Source organism: Streptomyces sp. NBC_01237 (assembly GCF_035917275.1).
GTDB lineage: Bacteria > Actinomycetota > Actinomycetes > Streptomycetales > Streptomycetaceae > Streptomyces.
In genome coordinates, this window is the sequence record NZ_CP108508.1 from 6,831,554 (window position 1) to 6,848,211 (window position 16,658).

A 16,658-nucleotide genomic window follows, 5' to 3' on the forward strand; every position below is an offset into this window, starting at 1 on the left:
GTGGATGCGAGGTCTCAGTGTTGTTCCTCTTCGGCGGCACTGGCCTGTACGGCGGTGAGCCGATCCGTCTCATCCTGTATTTCCGCGGCGATCTTCTTGAGTTCCGGCTCGAACTTGCGTCCGTGGTGGGCGCAGAAGAGCAGTTCACCGCCACTGATCAGGACGACGCGCAGATATGCCTGGGCGCCGCAACGGTCACAGCGGTCTGCTGCGGTCAGCGGGCTCGCGGGGGTCAGAACAGTAGTCACGTCGCCTCTTCTCTAGCTCGACGAGCTGTCGTACCAGGGTCAACATCCAACCAGGCCGAAAACGTTCCCGCTCGTGGCTTTTCTTCGAAACTTCTTCTCGGGATGGCTGTCTGTTGACGGTTGGCGGCGAATGTGCCGTATTGCGTAGCGCTACGGTTTCGCGTTGCTTGTCTTGGGTCGGTCCGCCGGCCGGCTTGCCGGTTGTTCATGAGGACGTGCCCGGAGCCTAAATGGTTCATGCCTCGAAGGGAACGTGATGTGCACGTCACTCCAACGAATGATCGAACATTCATGCGAGCCTGGAAGTTGCTCGACTAGCATGAGGATTCCCCGAGGGTGGCGTTACAACCGCTCTACCAGGCCTCGGTAGGCTCTCAGCGGCTACCGAAGCCGAGCCCTTACCCACTTGGGCCCCAAATGAAATTCAGCGAGGAGCGAACCGCGTGACCGCCGATACGTCCGTGCCGTCCACTGCGCTGCTGACCGGAGCAGGCGGCGCCGTGGACAGGGACAGCTCCAACTACACCGCGCGGCACCTTCTCGTGCTCGAAGGGCTCGAGGCGGTTCGCAAGCGCCCCGGGATGTACATCGGGTCCACCGACAGCCGCGGCCTCATGCACTGCCTCTGGGAGATCATCGACAACTCGGTCGATGAGGCACTCGGCGGGTACTGCGACAACATCGAGGTCATCCTTCACGACGACTCGTCCGTCGAGGTGCGCGACAACGGTCGCGGCATCCCGGTCGACGTGGAGCCCAAGACCGGTCTGTCCGGCATCGAGGTCGTCATGACCAAGCTGCACGCCGGCGGCAAGTTCGGCGGCGGTTCCTACGCGGCCTCGGGCGGCCTGCACGGTGTGGGCGCCTCCGTCGTCAACGCGCTCTCCGCCCGCCTGGACGTCGAGGTCGACCGCAACAGCGCGACCCACTCCATCAGCTTCCGGCGCGGCGTCCCCGGCATGTTCACGGAGCAGGGGCCGGACAGCCCGTTCGATCCGGCCAATGGCCTGCGCAAGGGGAAGCGGGTTCCGAAGACCCGTACCGGTACCCGGGTGAGGTACTGGGCGGACCGCCAGATCTTCCTCAAGGACGCCAAGCTCAACCTGGAGAACCTGTACCAGCGGGCCCGCCAGACAGCGTTCCTCGTCCCCGGCCTCACGATCGTCGTGCGCGACGAGCGAGGGATCGATGGCGAGGGCAAGACGGAAGAGGTCTTCCGTTTCGACGGCGGGATCAGCGAATTCTGTGAGTACCTGGCTCAGGACAAGGCGGTCTGCGACGTCCAGCGCCTGACCGGAACGGGTACGTTCAAGGAGACGGTCCCGGTCCTCGACGATCGTGGGCACATGACCCCGACCGAGGTCACCCGTGAGCTCGGTGTCGACATCGCGCTGCGCTGGGGCACCGGGTACGACACCAACGTCAAGTCCTTCGTCAACATCATCGCCACCCCCAAGGGCGGCACCCACGTGACCGGATTCGAGCGTTCGCTCACCAAGACGGTCAACGAGGTGCTGCGCTCCGCCAAGATGCTGCGGGTGGCCGAGGACGACGTCGTCAAGGACGACGCCCTGGAAGGCCTCACGGCGGTCGTCACCGTACGGCTCGCGGAACCGCAGTTCGAAGGGCAGACCAAGGAGGTGCTCGGCACCTCGGCCGCCAACCGGATCGTCGCCAATGTGGTGGCCAAGGAGCTCAAGGCGTTCCTGACCTCGACGAAGCGGGACGCCAAGGCCCAGGCCAGGGCGGTGCTCGAAAAGGCGGTGGCAGCCGCCCGTACACGCATCGCGGCACGTCAGCACAAGGACGCCCAGCGCCGCAAGACCGCACTGGAGTCCTCCTCGCTGCCGGCCAAGCTCGCCGACTGCCGCAGCGACGACGTGGACCGCAGCGAGCTCTTCATCGTCGAGGGCGACTCGGCGCTCGGTACGGCCAAGCTGGCCCGGAACAGTGAGTTCCAGGCCCTGCTGCCGATCCGGGGCAAGATCCTCAATGTCCAGAAGTCATCCGTCTCGGACATGCTCAAGAACGCCGAGTGCGGCGCCATCATCCAGGTCATAGGGGCGGGGTCCGGGCGGACCTTCGACATCGACTCCGCCCGCTACGGCAAGATCGTCCTGCTGGTCGACGCCGATGTCGACGGCGCCCACATCCGATGCCTGCTGCTGACCCTTTTCCAGCGGTACATGCGTCCGATGGTCGAGGCGGGACGCGTGTTCGCCGCGGTTCCGCCGCTGCACCGGATCGAGCTGGTCCAGCCCAAGAAGGGCCAGGACAAGTACATCTACACGTACTCCGACGGTGAACTGCGCCAGACGCTGCTGGAGCTCCAGCGCAAGAACGTCCGGTACAAGGACTCGATCCAGCGCTACAAGGGTCTCGGCGAGATGGACGCCGACCAGCTGGCGGAGACCACCATGGACCCGCGCCACCGCACGCTGCGACGGATCAACATCGGGGACCTGGAATCCTCCGAGCAGGTCTTCGATCTGCTCATGGGCAACGAGGTCGCCCCCCGCAAGGAGTTCATCACCAGCTCGGCGGCCACGTTGGACCGCTCGCGCATCGACGTCTGACAGGTCTCCACCCACGATCAACCCCCGGGCCGATCTGCCGGCCCCGGCGACTCCGTAGCGTCGAAGGCGATGAACCTTCCCGCACTTCGGAGGCTGCCATGTCCGGGCTCTTCAACGTCCTGGTGATCGTCGCCGTCATCGCTCTCGTCGTGGTCCGCCAGTTCTCCGCGCGGCGGATCGCCGAGGACAAGCGCTGGTGGCTTCTGCCGGGCGTTCTGCTTGTTCTCTCCGTGCGTGAGAAGGGGCTGACCGATCCGCGCCACGAGGCGCTGTCCCTGGTGATTCTCGGGGCCGGACTCCTGGTGGGACTGGTCACCGGCGCCGGCTGGGGCTGGACTGCCCGGCTGTGGCGCGAGCAGGACGGCACGCTGTGGAGCCGAGGCACCGGAGCCACCGTCTTCGTATGGACCGGCGGAGTGGCTCTGCGGGCGGCTCTCGCCGGGGGAGCGCTGCTGCTGGGCATCCACCAGGGCACCGCCGCATTGCTGGCCGCACTCGCCATGACGCTGTTCGCACGCGGTGGGGTGCTGACCTGGCGGGCCCGGCGGATGTGTCCGTCGTACGGTGTCGCCGCCGAGGGCATATCGGCGCATTCGGTCTGGAAGGACCGCGTGTGACCCGCAGCGCCTGGACGAGCTGGCCCTCCCGGGAAGCCCTCGCCAGGATGAACCGGACCCCCCACCGGGCCATGATCGGGTGGGCCGTGCGGATAGCCGTGGCGGCGGGTCTGCTCTGGAGCACCTACAACGACACGGGGTTCGGGCCCTGGGGGATCGTGACCGGCCTGCTGGGAGTGGCAGGCTGCGCCGTGGCCGCACGGGCCTTCCTCCGTACCACTCTGCATCACCGCCTGTGGCCGTCGCTTGCGCTGCTGGTGCTCCTCCTGCTCGCGGCGTTCGGAGCACAGGAAGCGGGGGCCGGGATGCTCGCCGCGGTGCTGTGGTGCGGATGTGCGGTCACGGCTCTGGAGCGGCTGCCGCTCAGCGCGGCCGTGCCGTCCACGCTGGTGGCCCTCGGCGCCTACGCGGTCGTCGAGGGCGACGGGTGGCTGACCACGGCGGTCACCACCGGGGGGCTCTGCCTTGCGGGATATGTCCTGCGGCTCGACGCGGAGGCCCGCGGCAACAGTCAGCGGCTTCTGGAGCAGGAGCGGGCCGCGAGGGTGGCGGAGGCCGGGACGGCCGCGTTGGACGAGCGTTCCAGGATCGCCCGCGAGATCCACGACGTGCTTGCCCACAGCCTCTCCGCGCAGCTCGTGCATCTGGAGGCGGCCCGGCTGCTGATCGAGCGGGAACCGCCCGGCGAGTTCCGGGATCGGGTTCTGGCACGGGTGGTCGCCGCCCGGTCCATGGCGGGGGAAGGGCTCACGGAGACCAGACAGGCGCTCTCCGCGCTGCGCGGGGAGATGACCCCGGTGGAGGACTTCCTGCGCCATCTGACGGTCGCCGAACCGGCCCGGGTGACGGTGCGGGGAGAGCGCAGGCACCTGCCGGTGGAAGCCTCCCAGGCGATCAGGAGGGTGGCGCAGGAGGCCTTGACCAACGCTCGCAAGCACGCGCCGGGGTCCACCGTGCTCGTGACGCTGGAGTACCTGCCTGACGCGATCGCCCTGGAAGTACGCGATTCGGGTGGTTGCCGGTCCGCGGACGAGCTGGCTGTCAGCGGCTCCGGTTACGGTCTGCTGGGAATGAGGGAGCGCGCCGAACTGCTCGGCGGGACGCTGGACGCCGGGCCGGGTGAGGAGGGGTTCGTGGTGAATCTGCGGGTGCCCGCGTGAGCGCGCGGGTAGTGGTCGCCGACGATCAGTCGGTGGTCCGCGAAGGCATCGTCATGCTGCTGGGGCTGCTGCCCGGAATCGAGGTGATCGGATCGGCGAAGGACGGGGACGAGGCGGTCCGGCTCGTGGCCGAGCTCGCCCCGGATGTCGTCCTGATGGACCTGCGGATGCCCCGCTGTGACGGGGTGGAGGCGACACGGCGTATCCGCCGGGAGTACCCCGGTACGCAGGTCGTGGTGCTCACCACCTTCGCGGACGACGACTCGCTCCTCGCCGCGCTGCGGGCCGGAGCACGCGGCTATCTGACCAAGGACGCCCGGGGCGAAGAGATCGTGCGGGCCATCGAGGCGGTGCTGTCGGGCGAGGCAGGACTGTCCCCCACCGTGCAGCGGCGTCTGGTGGAGCGGGTCACCGCGGCCCCGGTCCCGGACGTCCGGGACGCCTCGGCGGAGTTGCCCGACGGGCTGACGCCCCGTGAGGCCGAGGTGCTCGTGCTCGCCGCCGAGGGACTGTCCAATCCCGAGATCGCCCGCAGCCTGCACATCTCGAAGGCGACGGTGAAGACCCATATCAACAACCTCTTCGCCAAGACGGGGGTGCGCGACAGAGCGCAGGCGGTGCGCTATGCGTACGTTCGGGGACTCGCGCGCCTGTCCGGATCTTCCGTCACCTGAAGAGGTGAAGCCCGACGAATGATGTGTCCGGGATCTTCCCGATCTGCCCGTGGTTGGCTGCGCGGCCAAGGAGGCCCGTGGACAAGGGAGTTGCTCGGTGGAGAAGGAAGCAGGGTCCGATGCCGCGGGGGTGCGGCTGGTTGACCCGTGGTACGACGCGCCGGTTTCCGGCCGGGGCGGGCCGGGCGGCATCGGTCGGGGCTCACCCGGTGGCGTACCGGGACCGGTGGGTCCGCGGCAGGGGCTCAGTGCGGCCGACATCTACGTCGAGGTGCAGCGCAGCGAGGCGTTTCGCGAGGTGCGCCGCCGGTACCGGCGTTTCGTGGTTCCCGCTGTCGCCGCCTTCCTCCTCTGGTACCTCGCCTATGTCGTCGCGGCGACCACGGCGAGCGGGCTGATGGCCCGTCCCGTGGTGGGTGCCGTCAATGTCGCCATGGTGGCGGGGCTCGGGCAGTTCCTCACCACGTTCCTGCTCACCTGAGCGTATTCCCGGCACGCGCGACTGCGCAGGGACCGGGCGGCGCTCGATCTCCGGTGGGACACCCAGGAGATGACGAGAGGGATCACGCGTTGAGAGGGGACCATCAGACGCTGGCGCTGCTGCTGTTCAGCGCGTTCATCGCCGTGACGCTCGGCATCACCACCTGGGTGAGCCGTAACCGGCAGGGCTCCGCAGAGGAGTTCTACGCCGGGGGCGGCTGTTCGCGCCCATGGAGAATGGATTCGCCATCGCCGGTGACTACATGTCGGCGGCCTCGTTCCTCGGGATCTCCGGGCTGATCGCCCTCTTCGGATACGACGGCGTGCTCTACTCGGTGGGCTTCCTGGTCGCCTGGCTGGTCGTTCTGCTGCTCGTCGCCGAACTCCTCCGCAACTGCGGCCGGTTCACGGTCGCGGACGTGGTCGCCGCCCGGATGGCGGAGCGCCCGGTGCGCATTGCCCTCGGCGCCTCGTCCGTCACCGTCTCCGTGCTGTACCTGGTGGCGCAGATGGTGGGGGCGGGCAGCCTCGTCGCCCTGCTGCTCGGCGGTACGAGCGATGCCGCCCGGTCCTGGACGGTGGTCGGTGTCGGGGCGCTCATGGTGATCTATGTGTCGCTGGGCGGGATGCGGGCCACCACCTGGATCCAGATCGTCAAGGCCGTTCTGCTGATGGCCGGGGCCATCGCGCTCACGGTGCTCGTCCTGGCGCACTTCCACGGCAACGTCAACGCCCTGCTGAACACCGCCGCCGAACGCAGCGGCCACGGCAAGGAGTTCCTCTCTCCCGGGCTCAGGTACGGCGGGGACTGGACGGCGCGCTTCGACTTCATCAGCCTGGGGCTGGCACTGGTGCCCGGCACGGCCGGACTGCCGCACATCCTGTCGCGCTTCTACACCGTGCCCACCGCGCGTGCCGCCCGCCGCTCGGTCGTCTGGTCCATCGGCCTCATCGGCAGTTTCTACCTGATGACGATCGTGCTCGGGTTCGGGGCGGCGGCGCTCGTCGGCCCGGCGGACGTACGGGCCTCGAACGCGGCCGGGAACACGGCGGTTCCGCTGCTGGCCCTGGTTCTCGGCGGCGGTGAGGGTTCCACCGGCGGAACGGTTCTCTTCGCGGTCGTCGCTGCCGTCGCCTTCGCCACCATCCTGGCCGTCGTGGCCGGGATCACGCTCGCCTCCTCCGCCTCCGTCGCCCACGACCTCTACGCTTCGCTCCGGCGTCCGGGCGCCGAGAAGCGCGGCGAGGTCGCCGTCGCCCGGATCGCCGCCGCCGGTATCGGGGCGGTCGCCATCGCGCTGAGCCTCATCGCCCAGAATCTGAACGTGGCCTTCCTGGTGGGTCTGGCCTTCGCCGTGGCGGCCTCGGCGAACCTTCCGGCGCTGCTCTACTCACTGTTCTGGCGCAACTTCACCACCCGGGGCGCGGTCTGGGCGGTCCACGGCGGGCTGATCCCCTCCGTCGTCCTCGTGCTGCTTTCCCCGGTCGTCTCCGGGAGCCCCGCCGCGCTGTTCCCCGGGGCCGACTTCCAGCTCTTCCCCCTGGAGAACCCGGGACTCGTCTCCATCCCACTGGGCTTCCTGGCCGGATGGATCGGCACGGTCACCTCACCCGGCCCGCCCGACGAGGCCAAGCACGCGGAGACGGAGGTCCGTGCCCTGACAGGTGCGGGTGCGGTGAAGCGGGGGAGCCCGCTCCCGGGCCGTCGCGGTCCTGCCTCGGCCGGTCCTCCCGGTCCTGCCGGTCCTCCCGGTCCTGCCGGTCGTGCGGTCCTGCCGGTCGCGACGAGTGACAGGCGGCTCTAGGCGCCCGTCGTCCAGGTGTAGCGGTGTTCCGGGCGGCCCGTCTCGCCGTAACGCAGGGTCAGGCGGACCCGGCCGGTGCGTTCCAGGAGCTTCAGATAGCGCTGGGCCGTCTGGCGGCTCATTCCGGCGCTCTCCGCGATCTCCTGGGCGGAGAGCGGGTTGTCGGCGGTCCGCAGCGCCTGCCGGACCAGTTCCGCCGTGGTGGGTGAGTGCCCCTTGGGGAGGTCGGGTTCGCCGGCCGCCCACAGTGCGCCGAAGAGCCGGTCCACCTCGGTCTGCTCGGCCTCGCCGTCTCCGCCGAGGGCGTGGCGCAGTGCCGCGTACGCCTCCAGTTTGGTCCGCAGACCCGCGTACGTGAACGGCTTGACCAGGTACTGGAGCGCACCGTGCCGCATCGCCGCCCGGACCGTGGCGACATCGCGTGCCGCCGTCACCATGATCACGTCGACGTGGTGGCCGAGGCCGCGCAGTTCACGTACCACCGCGAGGCCGTTCCGGTCGGGAAGGTAGTGGTCGAGCAGGATCAGGTCCACGGGGACCGCTTCGATCCTGGAGAGGGCCTCGGCCGCGGAGTGGGCCTGCGCGGCCACCCGGAAACCGGGCACCTTGGCGACGTAGGCCGCGTTGATCTGCGCGACCCGGATGTCGTCGTCCACCACCAGGACCTGGATCAACGGTTCTCTCCTGACGTCGCCGGATGCGCGGGGACCTGTGTGCCGCCCGGCTCGGGTTCGCTCAGGGCTTCCGGCAGCACGACCGTGAACACCGCTCCACCGTCCGCGGACTCCGCGACGCCCACACTGCCGCCCTGGCGCTCGGCCAGCCGCCGCACCAGCGGAAGTCCCAGGCCCCGCTTGCCGTGTGCCGGGAGCTCCTTGGTCGACCAGCCTTCAGTGAAGATCGACTCGTACTGGCCGGGGGGCACGCCGGGACCACTGTCATGGACCCGCAGGATCACCGTACGGCCTTCCGTCCGCAGGCCCACCTCGATGCGCGCCTCGGCGGAGCCGGCCGCCGCGTCCAGGGCGTTGTCGACCAGGTTGCCGACGACCGTGACCAGACCCCGGGGGTCCACCAGCCGGTCCGGCAGCAGCGAGCCGGGAGCCATGCGCAGCGAGACACCGCGCTCCGCCGCGACCGTGGCCTTGCCGACCAGCAGAGCGGCCAGCAGCGGATCGCGTACCTTCTCGGTGACCTGTTCGGCCGTAGCCCGGTGGACCCCGACGACCTCGGTGACGAACTCCATCGCGTCCTCGTGCATCTCCAGCTCCAGGAGGCCGAGAAGGGTGTGCAGACGGTTCGCGTGCTCGTGGTCCTGGGCGCGCAGCGCATCGATCAGGCCACGGGTGGAGTCGAGTTCACGGCCGAGATGTTCGAGCTCGGTGCGGTCGCGCAGGGTCACCACGGCGCCACCGTCGTCCGTGGGCATCCGGTTGGCGAGCAGGACCCGGCTGCCCCGTACGGTCAGGAGATCGTCGCCGACGACGCGTCCGGCCAGCACATCCGCGGTCCTCCCGCTGCCCAGCACCTCGTCGAGGGGGCGGCCGGCGGCGTCCGGGCCGAGGCCCAGCAGACGCTGCGCCTCGTCGTTCAGCAGCCGGACGTGCCCCGTCCGGTCCAGGGCGACCACTCCTTCGCGGATGCTGTGCAGCATGGCCTCGCGTTCCGTCAGGAGCGCGGAGATATCGGAGAACGCCAGGTCATGGGTCTGCCGCTGGAGGCGGCGGGAGATCAGATAGGCGGCCAGCGCGCCGACGGCCAGTGCACCGCCCGCGTACGCGAGCAGTCCGGGGATCGCCGCGAGCAGCCGGGCGCGGACGCTGTCGTACGCGATTCCGACCGAGACCGCCCCGACGACCTGACCGGACGCGTCGAGAAGCGGCACCTTGCCGCGGGCGGAGCGGCCGAGAGTCCCGCTGTCGATCTCCATGACGTCCCGGCCCGCGAGCGCCTCGCTGGGATCGGTGGACACGACCCTGCCGATCCGGTGGGTCTCGGTGTGCGACCAGCGCACTCCTCTGCCGTCCATGATCACGACGTACTCGGCACCGGTGGACCGTCTGATCCGCTCGGCCACGGACTGCACGGGGCCCCGCGGCGAGGGCTCCGTGGTGAGGAGGTCCCTCGTGATCTGCGGCTGGGCCGCCGTGCTCTGGGCGATGGCGAGGGCGCGGCGCATCGCCTGGTCGTCGAGCTGGGCACTGAGCGGAGCCAGGAAGAGGCCGGTGACCAGCACCGTGACACCCGTGATGATGGTCAGCTGCATCAGCAGTACCTGGGAGAAGACCCGCTTCGGCCAGCCGAACCGGCGCGGTCCCCGGACGGTGGTCGGTGGGGTGCTCATCGTACGAACGGTAGAGCCGACTCCCGCCCTTCCGGAAATCTCGCCGGATGACGCTTCGCGGGACGGGCTCCGGCCGGCTCCGGGCCGGCTCGGTGCGGCCCCGCTCAGCTCCGGACGGCTTTGCGCCAGAAGGCTCCGGATGCCTTCGCCGTACGACTACCGGGGCGGATCCTCCCCGTGCCCTTCCCCTGGTGCCGGTGTGGGCAACGGCTGCGGCGGGCGGGGGCCTCCGTACTGTCCACTGGGCCGCATCCGCAGTGGGCGTTCCGCGTACTCCTCCAGCGCATGGGCGATCCAGCCCGCCGTACGGGACACCGCGAACACCGTCTCGCCCGCCTCCGCCGGCATGCCGCAGGAGACCGAGAGGACAGCGAGGGCCAGGTCGATATTGGCGTGCAGGGGGGTGTGCCGGGCTGTCGTGCTCACCACGTCACGGGCCGCCGCCAGTGCGTCGGCCGCCTGTGGCACCTTCTCCAGCAGGGCGAACAGGGTCCGGCCGCGGGGGTCCTCACCCGTGTACAGCCGGTGTCCCAGCCCCGGCACCCTGCGGCCGGTCCGGAGATGGTCGGCGACGACCGGGGCCGCGCCACCCCGGTCCACGACCTCCGTCAGCATCCGGTGGGCCAGGCCGCTCGCGGCGCCGTGCAACGGCCCCTCCAGAACGCCGAGACCCGCGGAGACCACGGCGTACGGATGGGCGTGGGCGGACGCGGCGACCCGTGCGGCCAGTGTCGAGGCCGCCAGGTCGTGGTCGATCAGCAGAACCAGAGCAGTGTCCAGCACCGCGAGCGAGGCCGGGTCGGCGGGCCGCGCGGTGAGCCTGGGCCACAGCTGCTGGGCGAGCGTGCCGGAGCCGTCCTCGTCCCGCCCGCCGTCCTCGTCCCGCCCGGCGCCCTCGCCCGGCCCGGCGCCCTCGCCCGGCTTCGCGCCCCCGATCACCGGGAGTGCGCCGACCAGAGTGGGAATCAGGCTGCGGGCGCTGCTGAGCACCGCGCGGGGCGACAGGTCGAACCGCAGCGGGTCCGCGGCCGCCGCGGCGATCACCGCCACCCGCAGCCGGTCCGTCGAGCCGCTGTGCGCGGGCAGCGCGCCGACCGCCCGGCGCGCCGCGGCGAGCGCCGCGGCGGGTGCGTCGAAGCGCACCCCCGGCCGGAGCTCACCCGTCCACAGCCACTCGGCGACCTCCTCGTAGCCGTACTCCCGGGCCAGCTCGGTCGCGTCGACCCCGCGGAAGTAGTACCGGTCCTGCTCGATGAGGGTGATGCCGGTACGGAAGACGAGATCATTCCCGGCCGGTGTGTGCTCGCGCCGCCCCGTACGCCGGACCAGGGCCTCGACCTCGGCGGCGTCGAACGTGCTGCCGCGCCCGCCGGGGGCGCGCACGCTGCTCAGCTGGCCCCTGCTGACGTACGCGTACACCGTCTCGGGCTTCACGCCCAGCAGTTCGGCGGTCTCCCGTGTGGTGAGCCGCCGTCCTCCGGCCGCGCTCTCCGGCTCGCAGCGGGAGCCGGAGGCGTGCGCTGCTTGATCCGTCATGGTGCCCACCGTATCCACGCATTCCTCGGCTTCCATCCATACACATACGTTGATTCAATCAATATTGACAGGAATTAAGTCAAGCATGGACAGTCGAATCAATATTGGGAGTCACGGAAAAGAGATCCTGAGATGCCGGCCACGACCCACAGCACCGCCCCCCTCGACGTACCCCGCGGCCTCGCGGGAGTCGTCGTCACCGACACCGCTCTCGGCGACGTACGCGGGCGTGAGGGCTTCTACCACTACCGCCAGTACTCGGCGATCGAGCTGGCGCGGACCCGCAGCTTCGAGGACGTCTGGTACCTGATGTTCCACGGCGAGCTGCCCGACCGGGCCGCCCGCGCCGACTTCGCCGCCCGCACCGCGGCCCTTCGCCGGCTGCCCGCCGAGGTGCGCGGGGCGCTGCCCGCCATCGCCCGCGCGGGCGCGGTGCCGGGCCCGCTCGCCGGACTGCGCACCGCGCTCTCCCTGCTCGGGGCCTCGGCCGGATTCCGCCCGGTGTACGACATCGGGGCCCCGAGCCGCCGCGACGACGCCCTCGCCGCCTGCGCCGCCGTACCCACCGTGCTCACCGCCCTGTACCGGCTCGGCCAGGGCCTCGATCCGGTGGAGCCGCGCGAGGACCTGCCCCATGCCGCGAACTACCTGTACATGCTCACCGGCGCGGAACCGGCCACCGCGCACGTCAGGGCGGTCGAGCAGTACCTCATCTCCACCGTCGACCACGGCTTCAACGCCTCGACGTTCACCGGCCGGGTCGTGGCCTCCACCGGCGCCGACATGGCCGCCTGCCTGGTCGCCGCCGTGGGCGCGCTCTCCGGGCCGCTGCACGGCGGAGCGCCCAGCCGGGCCCTGGACACGCTGGACGCGATCGGCACCCCGGACCGTATCGACGGCTGGATCCGCGAACAGGTCCTCTCGGGCGCACGCATCATGGGCTTCGGGCACCCCGTCTACCGCACCGAGGACCCGCGTTCCCGCATGCTGAGGGGCATCGCCCAGGGCTTCGGCGGCCCGCTCGTCGACTTCGCCGTCGAGGTGGAACGACAGGTCGAGGCCATCCTCGCCGAGCTCAAGCCGGGACGTGAGCTGCACACCAACGTGGAGTTCTACGCCGGGGTCGTCATGGAGCTCTGCGGGCTGCCGCGCGAGATGTTCACACCCACTTTCTGCGCGGCGCGCGTGGTCGGATGGAGCGCCAATATCCTGGAGCAGGCGGAGGACTCGAAGATCATCCGCCCGGCGGCCCGCTACGTCGGTACCCCTCCGCCGCAGCCGGTCCCGGCACCCTGACGACATTCCGAGGAAGGCCCCCGTTGCCCCCGCCCCGCGCCCCGCAGATCCCGGTCGTCGTCCTCGCCGGCTTCCTGGGATCAGGCAAGACCACGCTGCTCAACCACCTGCTCCGCAACCGGGCCGGCAACCGGATCGGCGTGATCGTCAATGACTTCGGGGCCATCGAGATCGACGCCATGACCGTCGCGGGGCAGGTCGGCTCGACGGTCTCGCTGGGTAACGGCTGTCTGTGCTGCGCCGTCGACGCGAGCGAACTCGACACCTTCCTGGAGACGCTGACGCGGCCCTCCGCCCGCCTCGATGTGATCGTCATCGAGGCGAGCGGCCTCGCCGAACCCCAGGAGCTCGTACGGATGCTGCTGGCCAGCGACAACCCGCACATCCTGTACGGGGGACTGGTCGAGGTCGTCGACGCCGCCGAGTTCGACCGGACCAGGGAACGCCACCCGGAGATCGAACGCCATCTCGCCGTCGCCGATCTCGTCGTGCTGAACAAGACCGACCGGGTGGACGGGGCGGAGCACGAGCGGCTGCGCGCGGACGTCGCGGCCCTCGGCAGCCGGGCGGCCGTCATCTCCGCTGTTCACGGCCGGATCGACCCCGAGCTGCTCTTCGACCCCGCGGTGCGGCCGGACGCCGAGGAGAAGGCCCGTCAGCTCACCTTCGAGGATCTGCTCCTCGACACGTGCGAGCCGGGGGAGCAGGGGCACGCGAGCCATCTGCACGCCGCGTACGAGAGCGTCGCCTTCACCTCCGACGAGCCGATGGACCCCCGCCGGTTCCTCGCGTTCCTCGACTCCAGGCCCGAGGGCCTCTACCGGATCAAGGGGTTCGCCGACTTCGGTGAGGGTGACCTGGCGAACAAGTACGCCCTGCACGCGGTGGGAAGATTTCTGCGCTTCGTTCCGCGGCCCTGGGCCCGGGGCGAGCGGCGGCTCACCCAGCTGGTCCTGATCGGCTCGGGCATCGACGCCGAGGCCCTGCACAAGGACCTCGCCGACTGCCGCGTACCCACCGATTCCGTGAATGTCCCTCACGATGCCGGGAACGCCTCACCGGGCGCCGGGCCGCACGGCGCGCATCACCACGCCGGACTGGACGCGGCTCACGACGCCGGGCAGGACGCGGCTCACGACGCGTCGCGCACCGCGTCCCAGGATCACGTGGACCGTGAGCGTCGGGAGCACCATGAGCGCAGCATGTGGGGCGTCCTGAGGTACGTACAACAGCCGGCCGACGCGGACTGAGGGCTGTCCCGCAGTCCCCTGGCGGGCCAGGGAACTGCGGGAGGGACAGCTCGCGGCGCGGCGGCCGGGCGCCGGGCCGGTTACACCGGTCCGGCGATCACCGCCACCGGCTGGAGCAGCGGTGTGCCCGAACCGTCGCGTCGCGGATCCGGGGCGGGCAGCCGCGCCGGGGTGCCGTTCTTCTGGGCGGCCCGCGCCGGGACCGCACCCGCCCAGGCGAACACCAGGACGTCCTCACCCTTCAGGAAGCGCTGGCAGCGCACCCCGCCCGTCGCCCGGCCCTTGCGCGGGTACTGGTCGAACGGGGTGAGCTTCGACGTCAGTTCCGAATCGTCCAGCGTGCCGTGCGACCCGGCGACCGTGAACACCACCGCGTCCGCGGCGGGGTCCACCGCGGCGAACGAGAGCACCTCAGCCCCCGCGGTGAGCTTGACGCCCGCCATACCTCCGGCCGCCCGGCCCTGCGGGCGCACCTGCGCCGCCGGATAGCGCAGCAACTGCGCGTCGGAGGTGATGAAGACCAGGTCCTCCTCGCCCGTACGCAGCTCCGTCGCGCCCACGATGCGGTCACCGTCCTTGAGGGCGATGACCTCCAACTCGTCCTTGTTGGCCGGGTAGTCGGGCACCACCCGTTTCACCACTCCCTGGAGGGTGCCGATCGCCAGGCCCGGCCCGGACTCGTCCAGCGTGGTGAGGCAGATCAGCTCCTCGCCCGTCTCCAGGGTGAGGAACTCCGAGATCTGTGCCCCGCCCGAGAGGTTGGGGGCGGCGTGGGTGTCCGGCAGCTGGGGCAGATCGATCACCGCGATCCGCAGCAGCCGCCCGGTCGACGTCACCGCGCCCACGTCGCCGCGGGCCGTGGCCGGGACGGCCGACACGATCACGTCGTGCTTGGCGCGCTTGGCGTCCTCCGCCACCACGATCGGATCGCCGTTGGCCGTACGGGCCAGCAGACCGGTCGAGGAGAGCAGCACCCGGCACGGGTCGTCCGCGACCTCCAGCGGTACGGAGGCGACCTGTGAGCCCGCGGACTCCAGCAGCACCGTGCGCCGGTCCGTGCCGAACTTCTTCGCCACCGCGGCCAGCTCGGAGGAGACGAGCCTGCGCAGCTCCGTGTCGGACTCCAGGATCGCGGTCAGCGCGTCGATCTCGCTGGTGAGCCGGTCGCGCTCGCTCTCCAGCTCGATACGGTCGAACCGGGTGAGCCGGCGCAGCGGGGTGTCCAGGATGTACTGCGTCTGGATCTCGCTCAGCGAGAAGCGCTCCATGAGCCGCTCCTTCGCCTGCGCCGAGTTGTCGCTGTCCCGGATGAGCCGGATGACCTCGTCGATGTCGAGCAGCGCGACGAGCAGGCCCTCGACCAGATGCAGCCGGTCGCGGCGCTTGGCACGGCGGAACTCGCTGCGTCGGCGGACCACCTCGAAGCGGTGGTCGAGATAGACCTCCAGCAGCTCCTTGAGGCCCAGGGTCAGCGGCTGGCCGTCGACCAGTGCCACGTTGTTGATGCCGAAGGACTCCTCCATCGGCGTCAGCTTGTAGAGCTGCTCCAGCACGGCCTCCGGCACGAAGCCGTTCTTCACCTCGACGACCAGGCGCAGGCCGTGGGCGCGGTCGGTGAGGTCCTTGACGTCCGCGATGCCCTGGAGCTTCTTCGCCGAGACCAGGTCCTTGATCTTGGCGATCACCTTCTCCGGGCCGACGGTGAAGGGCAGTTCGGTGACGACGAGGCCCTTGCGGCGCGCCGTCACGTCCTCCACGGCGACGGTCGCTCGGATCTTGAACGTGCCGCGTCCCGCGGCGTACGCGTCCTTGATGCCTCCGAGGCCCACGATCCGGCCACCGGTCGGCAGGTCGGGACCGGGGACGAACCGCATCAGCGTTTCCAGGTCGGCGGCCGGGTGCTTGATGAGGTGGCGGGCCGCGGCGATGACCTCGCCCAGGTTGTGCGGGGGCATGTTGGTGGCCATGCCGACCGCGATCCCGGACGCGCCATTGACCAGGAGATTGGGATAGGCGGCCGGGAGGACGACCGGCTCCCGCTCCTGGCCGTCGTAGTTCGACTGAAAATCGACGGTGTCCTCGTCGATCGACTCCGTCATCAATGACGTGGCGTCGGCCATCCGGCACTCGGTGTAACGCATGGCGGCCGGCGGGTCGTCGTTGCCGAGCGAGCCGAAGTTGCCGTGTCCGTCGACGAGGGGGAGCCGCATCGAGAACGGCTGGGCCATGCGCACCAGGGCGTCGTAGATCGACGCGTCGCCGTGCGGGTGCAACTTACCCATGACTTCGCCGACCACGCGGGCGCACTTCACATAGCCGCGGTCGGGGCGCAGTCCCATCTCGTTCATCTGGGACACGATGCGGCGGTGCACGGGCTTCATACCGTCACGGGCGTCGGGCAGGGCCCTGGAGTAGATCACCGAGTACGCGTACTCGAGGAAGGAGCCCTGCATTTCGTCGACGACGTCGATGTCGAGGATCTTCTCCTCGAAGTCGTCCGGCGGCGGCGGGGTCTTCGTGCTACGGCGGGCCATCGCGGCTGCGACTCCTTCACAGATTCTGTTCGGGCAACCTGAGGTTCTGACGCGGACCATTGTGGACCGCCGCACTGACAACGCCGACCTCGACCCGTCCGAAGCGGTCCGAAGCGCTCCGCCGGGGCCCGCGGAGGG

General features: G+C 70.2%; 11 protein-coding genes and 2 pseudogenes. 8 read left to right on the forward strand and 5 right to left on the reverse strand.

Annotated features, from left to right (window positions below; genetic code table 11):
• Window positions 1–14: 14 nt before the first annotated feature.
• Window positions 15–248, reverse strand: a complete 234-nt coding sequence (locus OG251_RS30435; protein ID WP_073721947.1) for a DUF7455 domain-containing protein — start codon at window positions 246–248, stop codon at window positions 15–17.
• Window positions 249–691: 443 nt separating this feature from the next.
• Here OG251_RS30435 and OG251_RS30440 point away from each other — a divergent pair, with 443 nt between their 5' ends.
• The 6 genes and pseudogenes from OG251_RS30440 (at window position 692) to OG251_RS30465 (ending at window position 7,560) form a co-directional block, all read left to right on the forward strand.
• Window positions 692–2,824, forward strand: a complete 2,133-nt coding sequence (locus tag OG251_RS30440) for a DNA gyrase/topoisomerase IV subunit B (RefSeq protein ID WP_326680098.1) — start codon at window positions 692–694, stop codon at window positions 2,822–2,824.
• 98 nt (window positions 2,825–2,922) lie between these two features.
• Window positions 2,923–3,441, forward strand: a complete 519-nt coding sequence (locus tag OG251_RS30445) for a DUF1453 domain-containing protein (RefSeq protein WP_326680099.1) — start codon at window positions 2,923–2,925, stop codon at window positions 3,439–3,441.
• A complete protein-coding gene (locus OG251_RS30450; protein ID WP_326680100.1) occupies window positions 3,438–4,601 on the forward strand; it encodes a sensor histidine kinase in 1,164 nt (387 codons plus the stop codon). Before OG251_RS30445 ends, OG251_RS30450 begins: the two co-directional genes overlap by 4 nt.
• Entirely contained in the window at window positions 4,598–5,275 is a 678-nt protein-coding gene (locus OG251_RS30455) for a response regulator transcription factor (protein WP_326680101.1), read from the forward strand. The genes OG251_RS30450 and OG251_RS30455 overlap by 4 nt, the downstream gene beginning before the upstream one ends.
• A gap of 130 nt (window positions 5,276–5,405) precedes the next feature.
• Window positions 5,406–5,849 (forward strand): annotated as a pseudogene (locus tag OG251_RS30460) (DUF485 domain-containing protein).
• Window positions 5,846–7,560, forward strand: a pseudogene (locus tag OG251_RS30465) (solute symporter family protein). Before OG251_RS30460 ends, OG251_RS30465 begins: the two co-directional pseudogenes overlap by 4 nt.
• Here OG251_RS30465 and OG251_RS30470 read toward each other — a convergent pair.
• From OG251_RS30470 to OG251_RS30480, 3 genes are all read right to left on the reverse strand, one after another.
• Complete coding sequence (locus tag OG251_RS30470; RefSeq protein WP_326680102.1) at window positions 7,557–8,234, reverse strand: DUF7342 family protein; 678 nt, start codon at window positions 8,232–8,234, stop codon at window positions 7,557–7,559. The pseudogene OG251_RS30465 and the gene OG251_RS30470 overlap by 4 nt on opposite strands.
• Window positions 8,231–9,904, reverse strand: coding sequence for a sensor histidine kinase (locus OG251_RS30475; protein ID WP_326680103.1), 1,674 nt, complete (start codon window positions 9,902–9,904; stop codon window positions 8,231–8,233). Before OG251_RS30475 ends, OG251_RS30470 begins: the two co-directional genes overlap by 4 nt.
• Before the next feature lie 156 nt (window positions 9,905–10,060).
• Complete coding sequence (locus OG251_RS30480; RefSeq protein ID WP_326680104.1) at window positions 10,061–11,440, reverse strand: citrate synthase; 1,380 nt, start codon at window positions 11,438–11,440, stop codon at window positions 10,061–10,063.
• Window positions 11,441–11,572: 132 nt separating this feature from the next.
• On the opposite strand from OG251_RS30480, the gene OG251_RS30485 reads away from it, so the two are divergent.
• Together OG251_RS30485 and OG251_RS30490 are read left to right on the forward strand one after the other, a co-directional pair.
• Window positions 11,573–12,736: a citrate synthase/methylcitrate synthase gene (locus tag OG251_RS30485; RefSeq protein WP_326680105.1), complete on the forward strand. Its 1,164-nt coding sequence runs from the start codon at window positions 11,573–11,575 to the stop codon at window positions 12,734–12,736.
• Between the two features lie 23 nt (window positions 12,737–12,759).
• Window positions 12,760–13,986, forward strand: coding sequence for a CobW family GTP-binding protein (locus OG251_RS30490; protein ID WP_326680106.1), 1,227 nt, complete (start codon window positions 12,760–12,762; stop codon window positions 13,984–13,986).
• Between the two features lie 80 nt (window positions 13,987–14,066).
• On the opposite strand, the gene OG251_RS30495 is transcribed toward OG251_RS30490, so the two are convergent.
• Window positions 14,067–16,520 (reverse strand): DNA gyrase/topoisomerase IV subunit A, encoded by a 2,454-nt coding sequence (locus OG251_RS30495; RefSeq protein WP_326680107.1) that lies wholly within the window; start codon window positions 16,518–16,520, stop codon window positions 14,067–14,069.
• Between the last annotated feature and the right edge of the window lie 138 nt (window positions 16,521–16,658).

What these genes read in the sequence shown, in the direction of transcription:
- OG251_RS30495 (WP_326680107.1), bottom strand. Translation starts at nt 16,520, where the DNA reads ATGGCCCGCCGTAGCACGAAGACCCCGCCGCCGCCGGACGACTTCGAG.
- OG251_RS30480 (WP_326680104.1), bottom strand. Translation starts at nt 11,440, where the DNA reads ATGACGGATCAAGCAGCGCACGCCTCCGGCTCCCGCTGCGAGCCGGAG.
- OG251_RS30445 (WP_326680099.1), top strand. Translation starts at nt 2,923, where the DNA reads ATGTCCGGGCTCTTCAACGTCCTGGTGATCGTCGCCGTCATCGCTCTC.
- OG251_RS30475 (WP_326680103.1), bottom strand. Translation starts at nt 9,904, where the DNA reads ATGAGCACCCCACCGACCACCGTCCGGGGACCGCGCCGGTTCGGCTGG.
- OG251_RS30485 (WP_326680105.1), top strand. Translation starts at nt 11,573, where the DNA reads ATGCCGGCCACGACCCACAGCACCGCCCCCCTCGACGTACCCCGCGGC.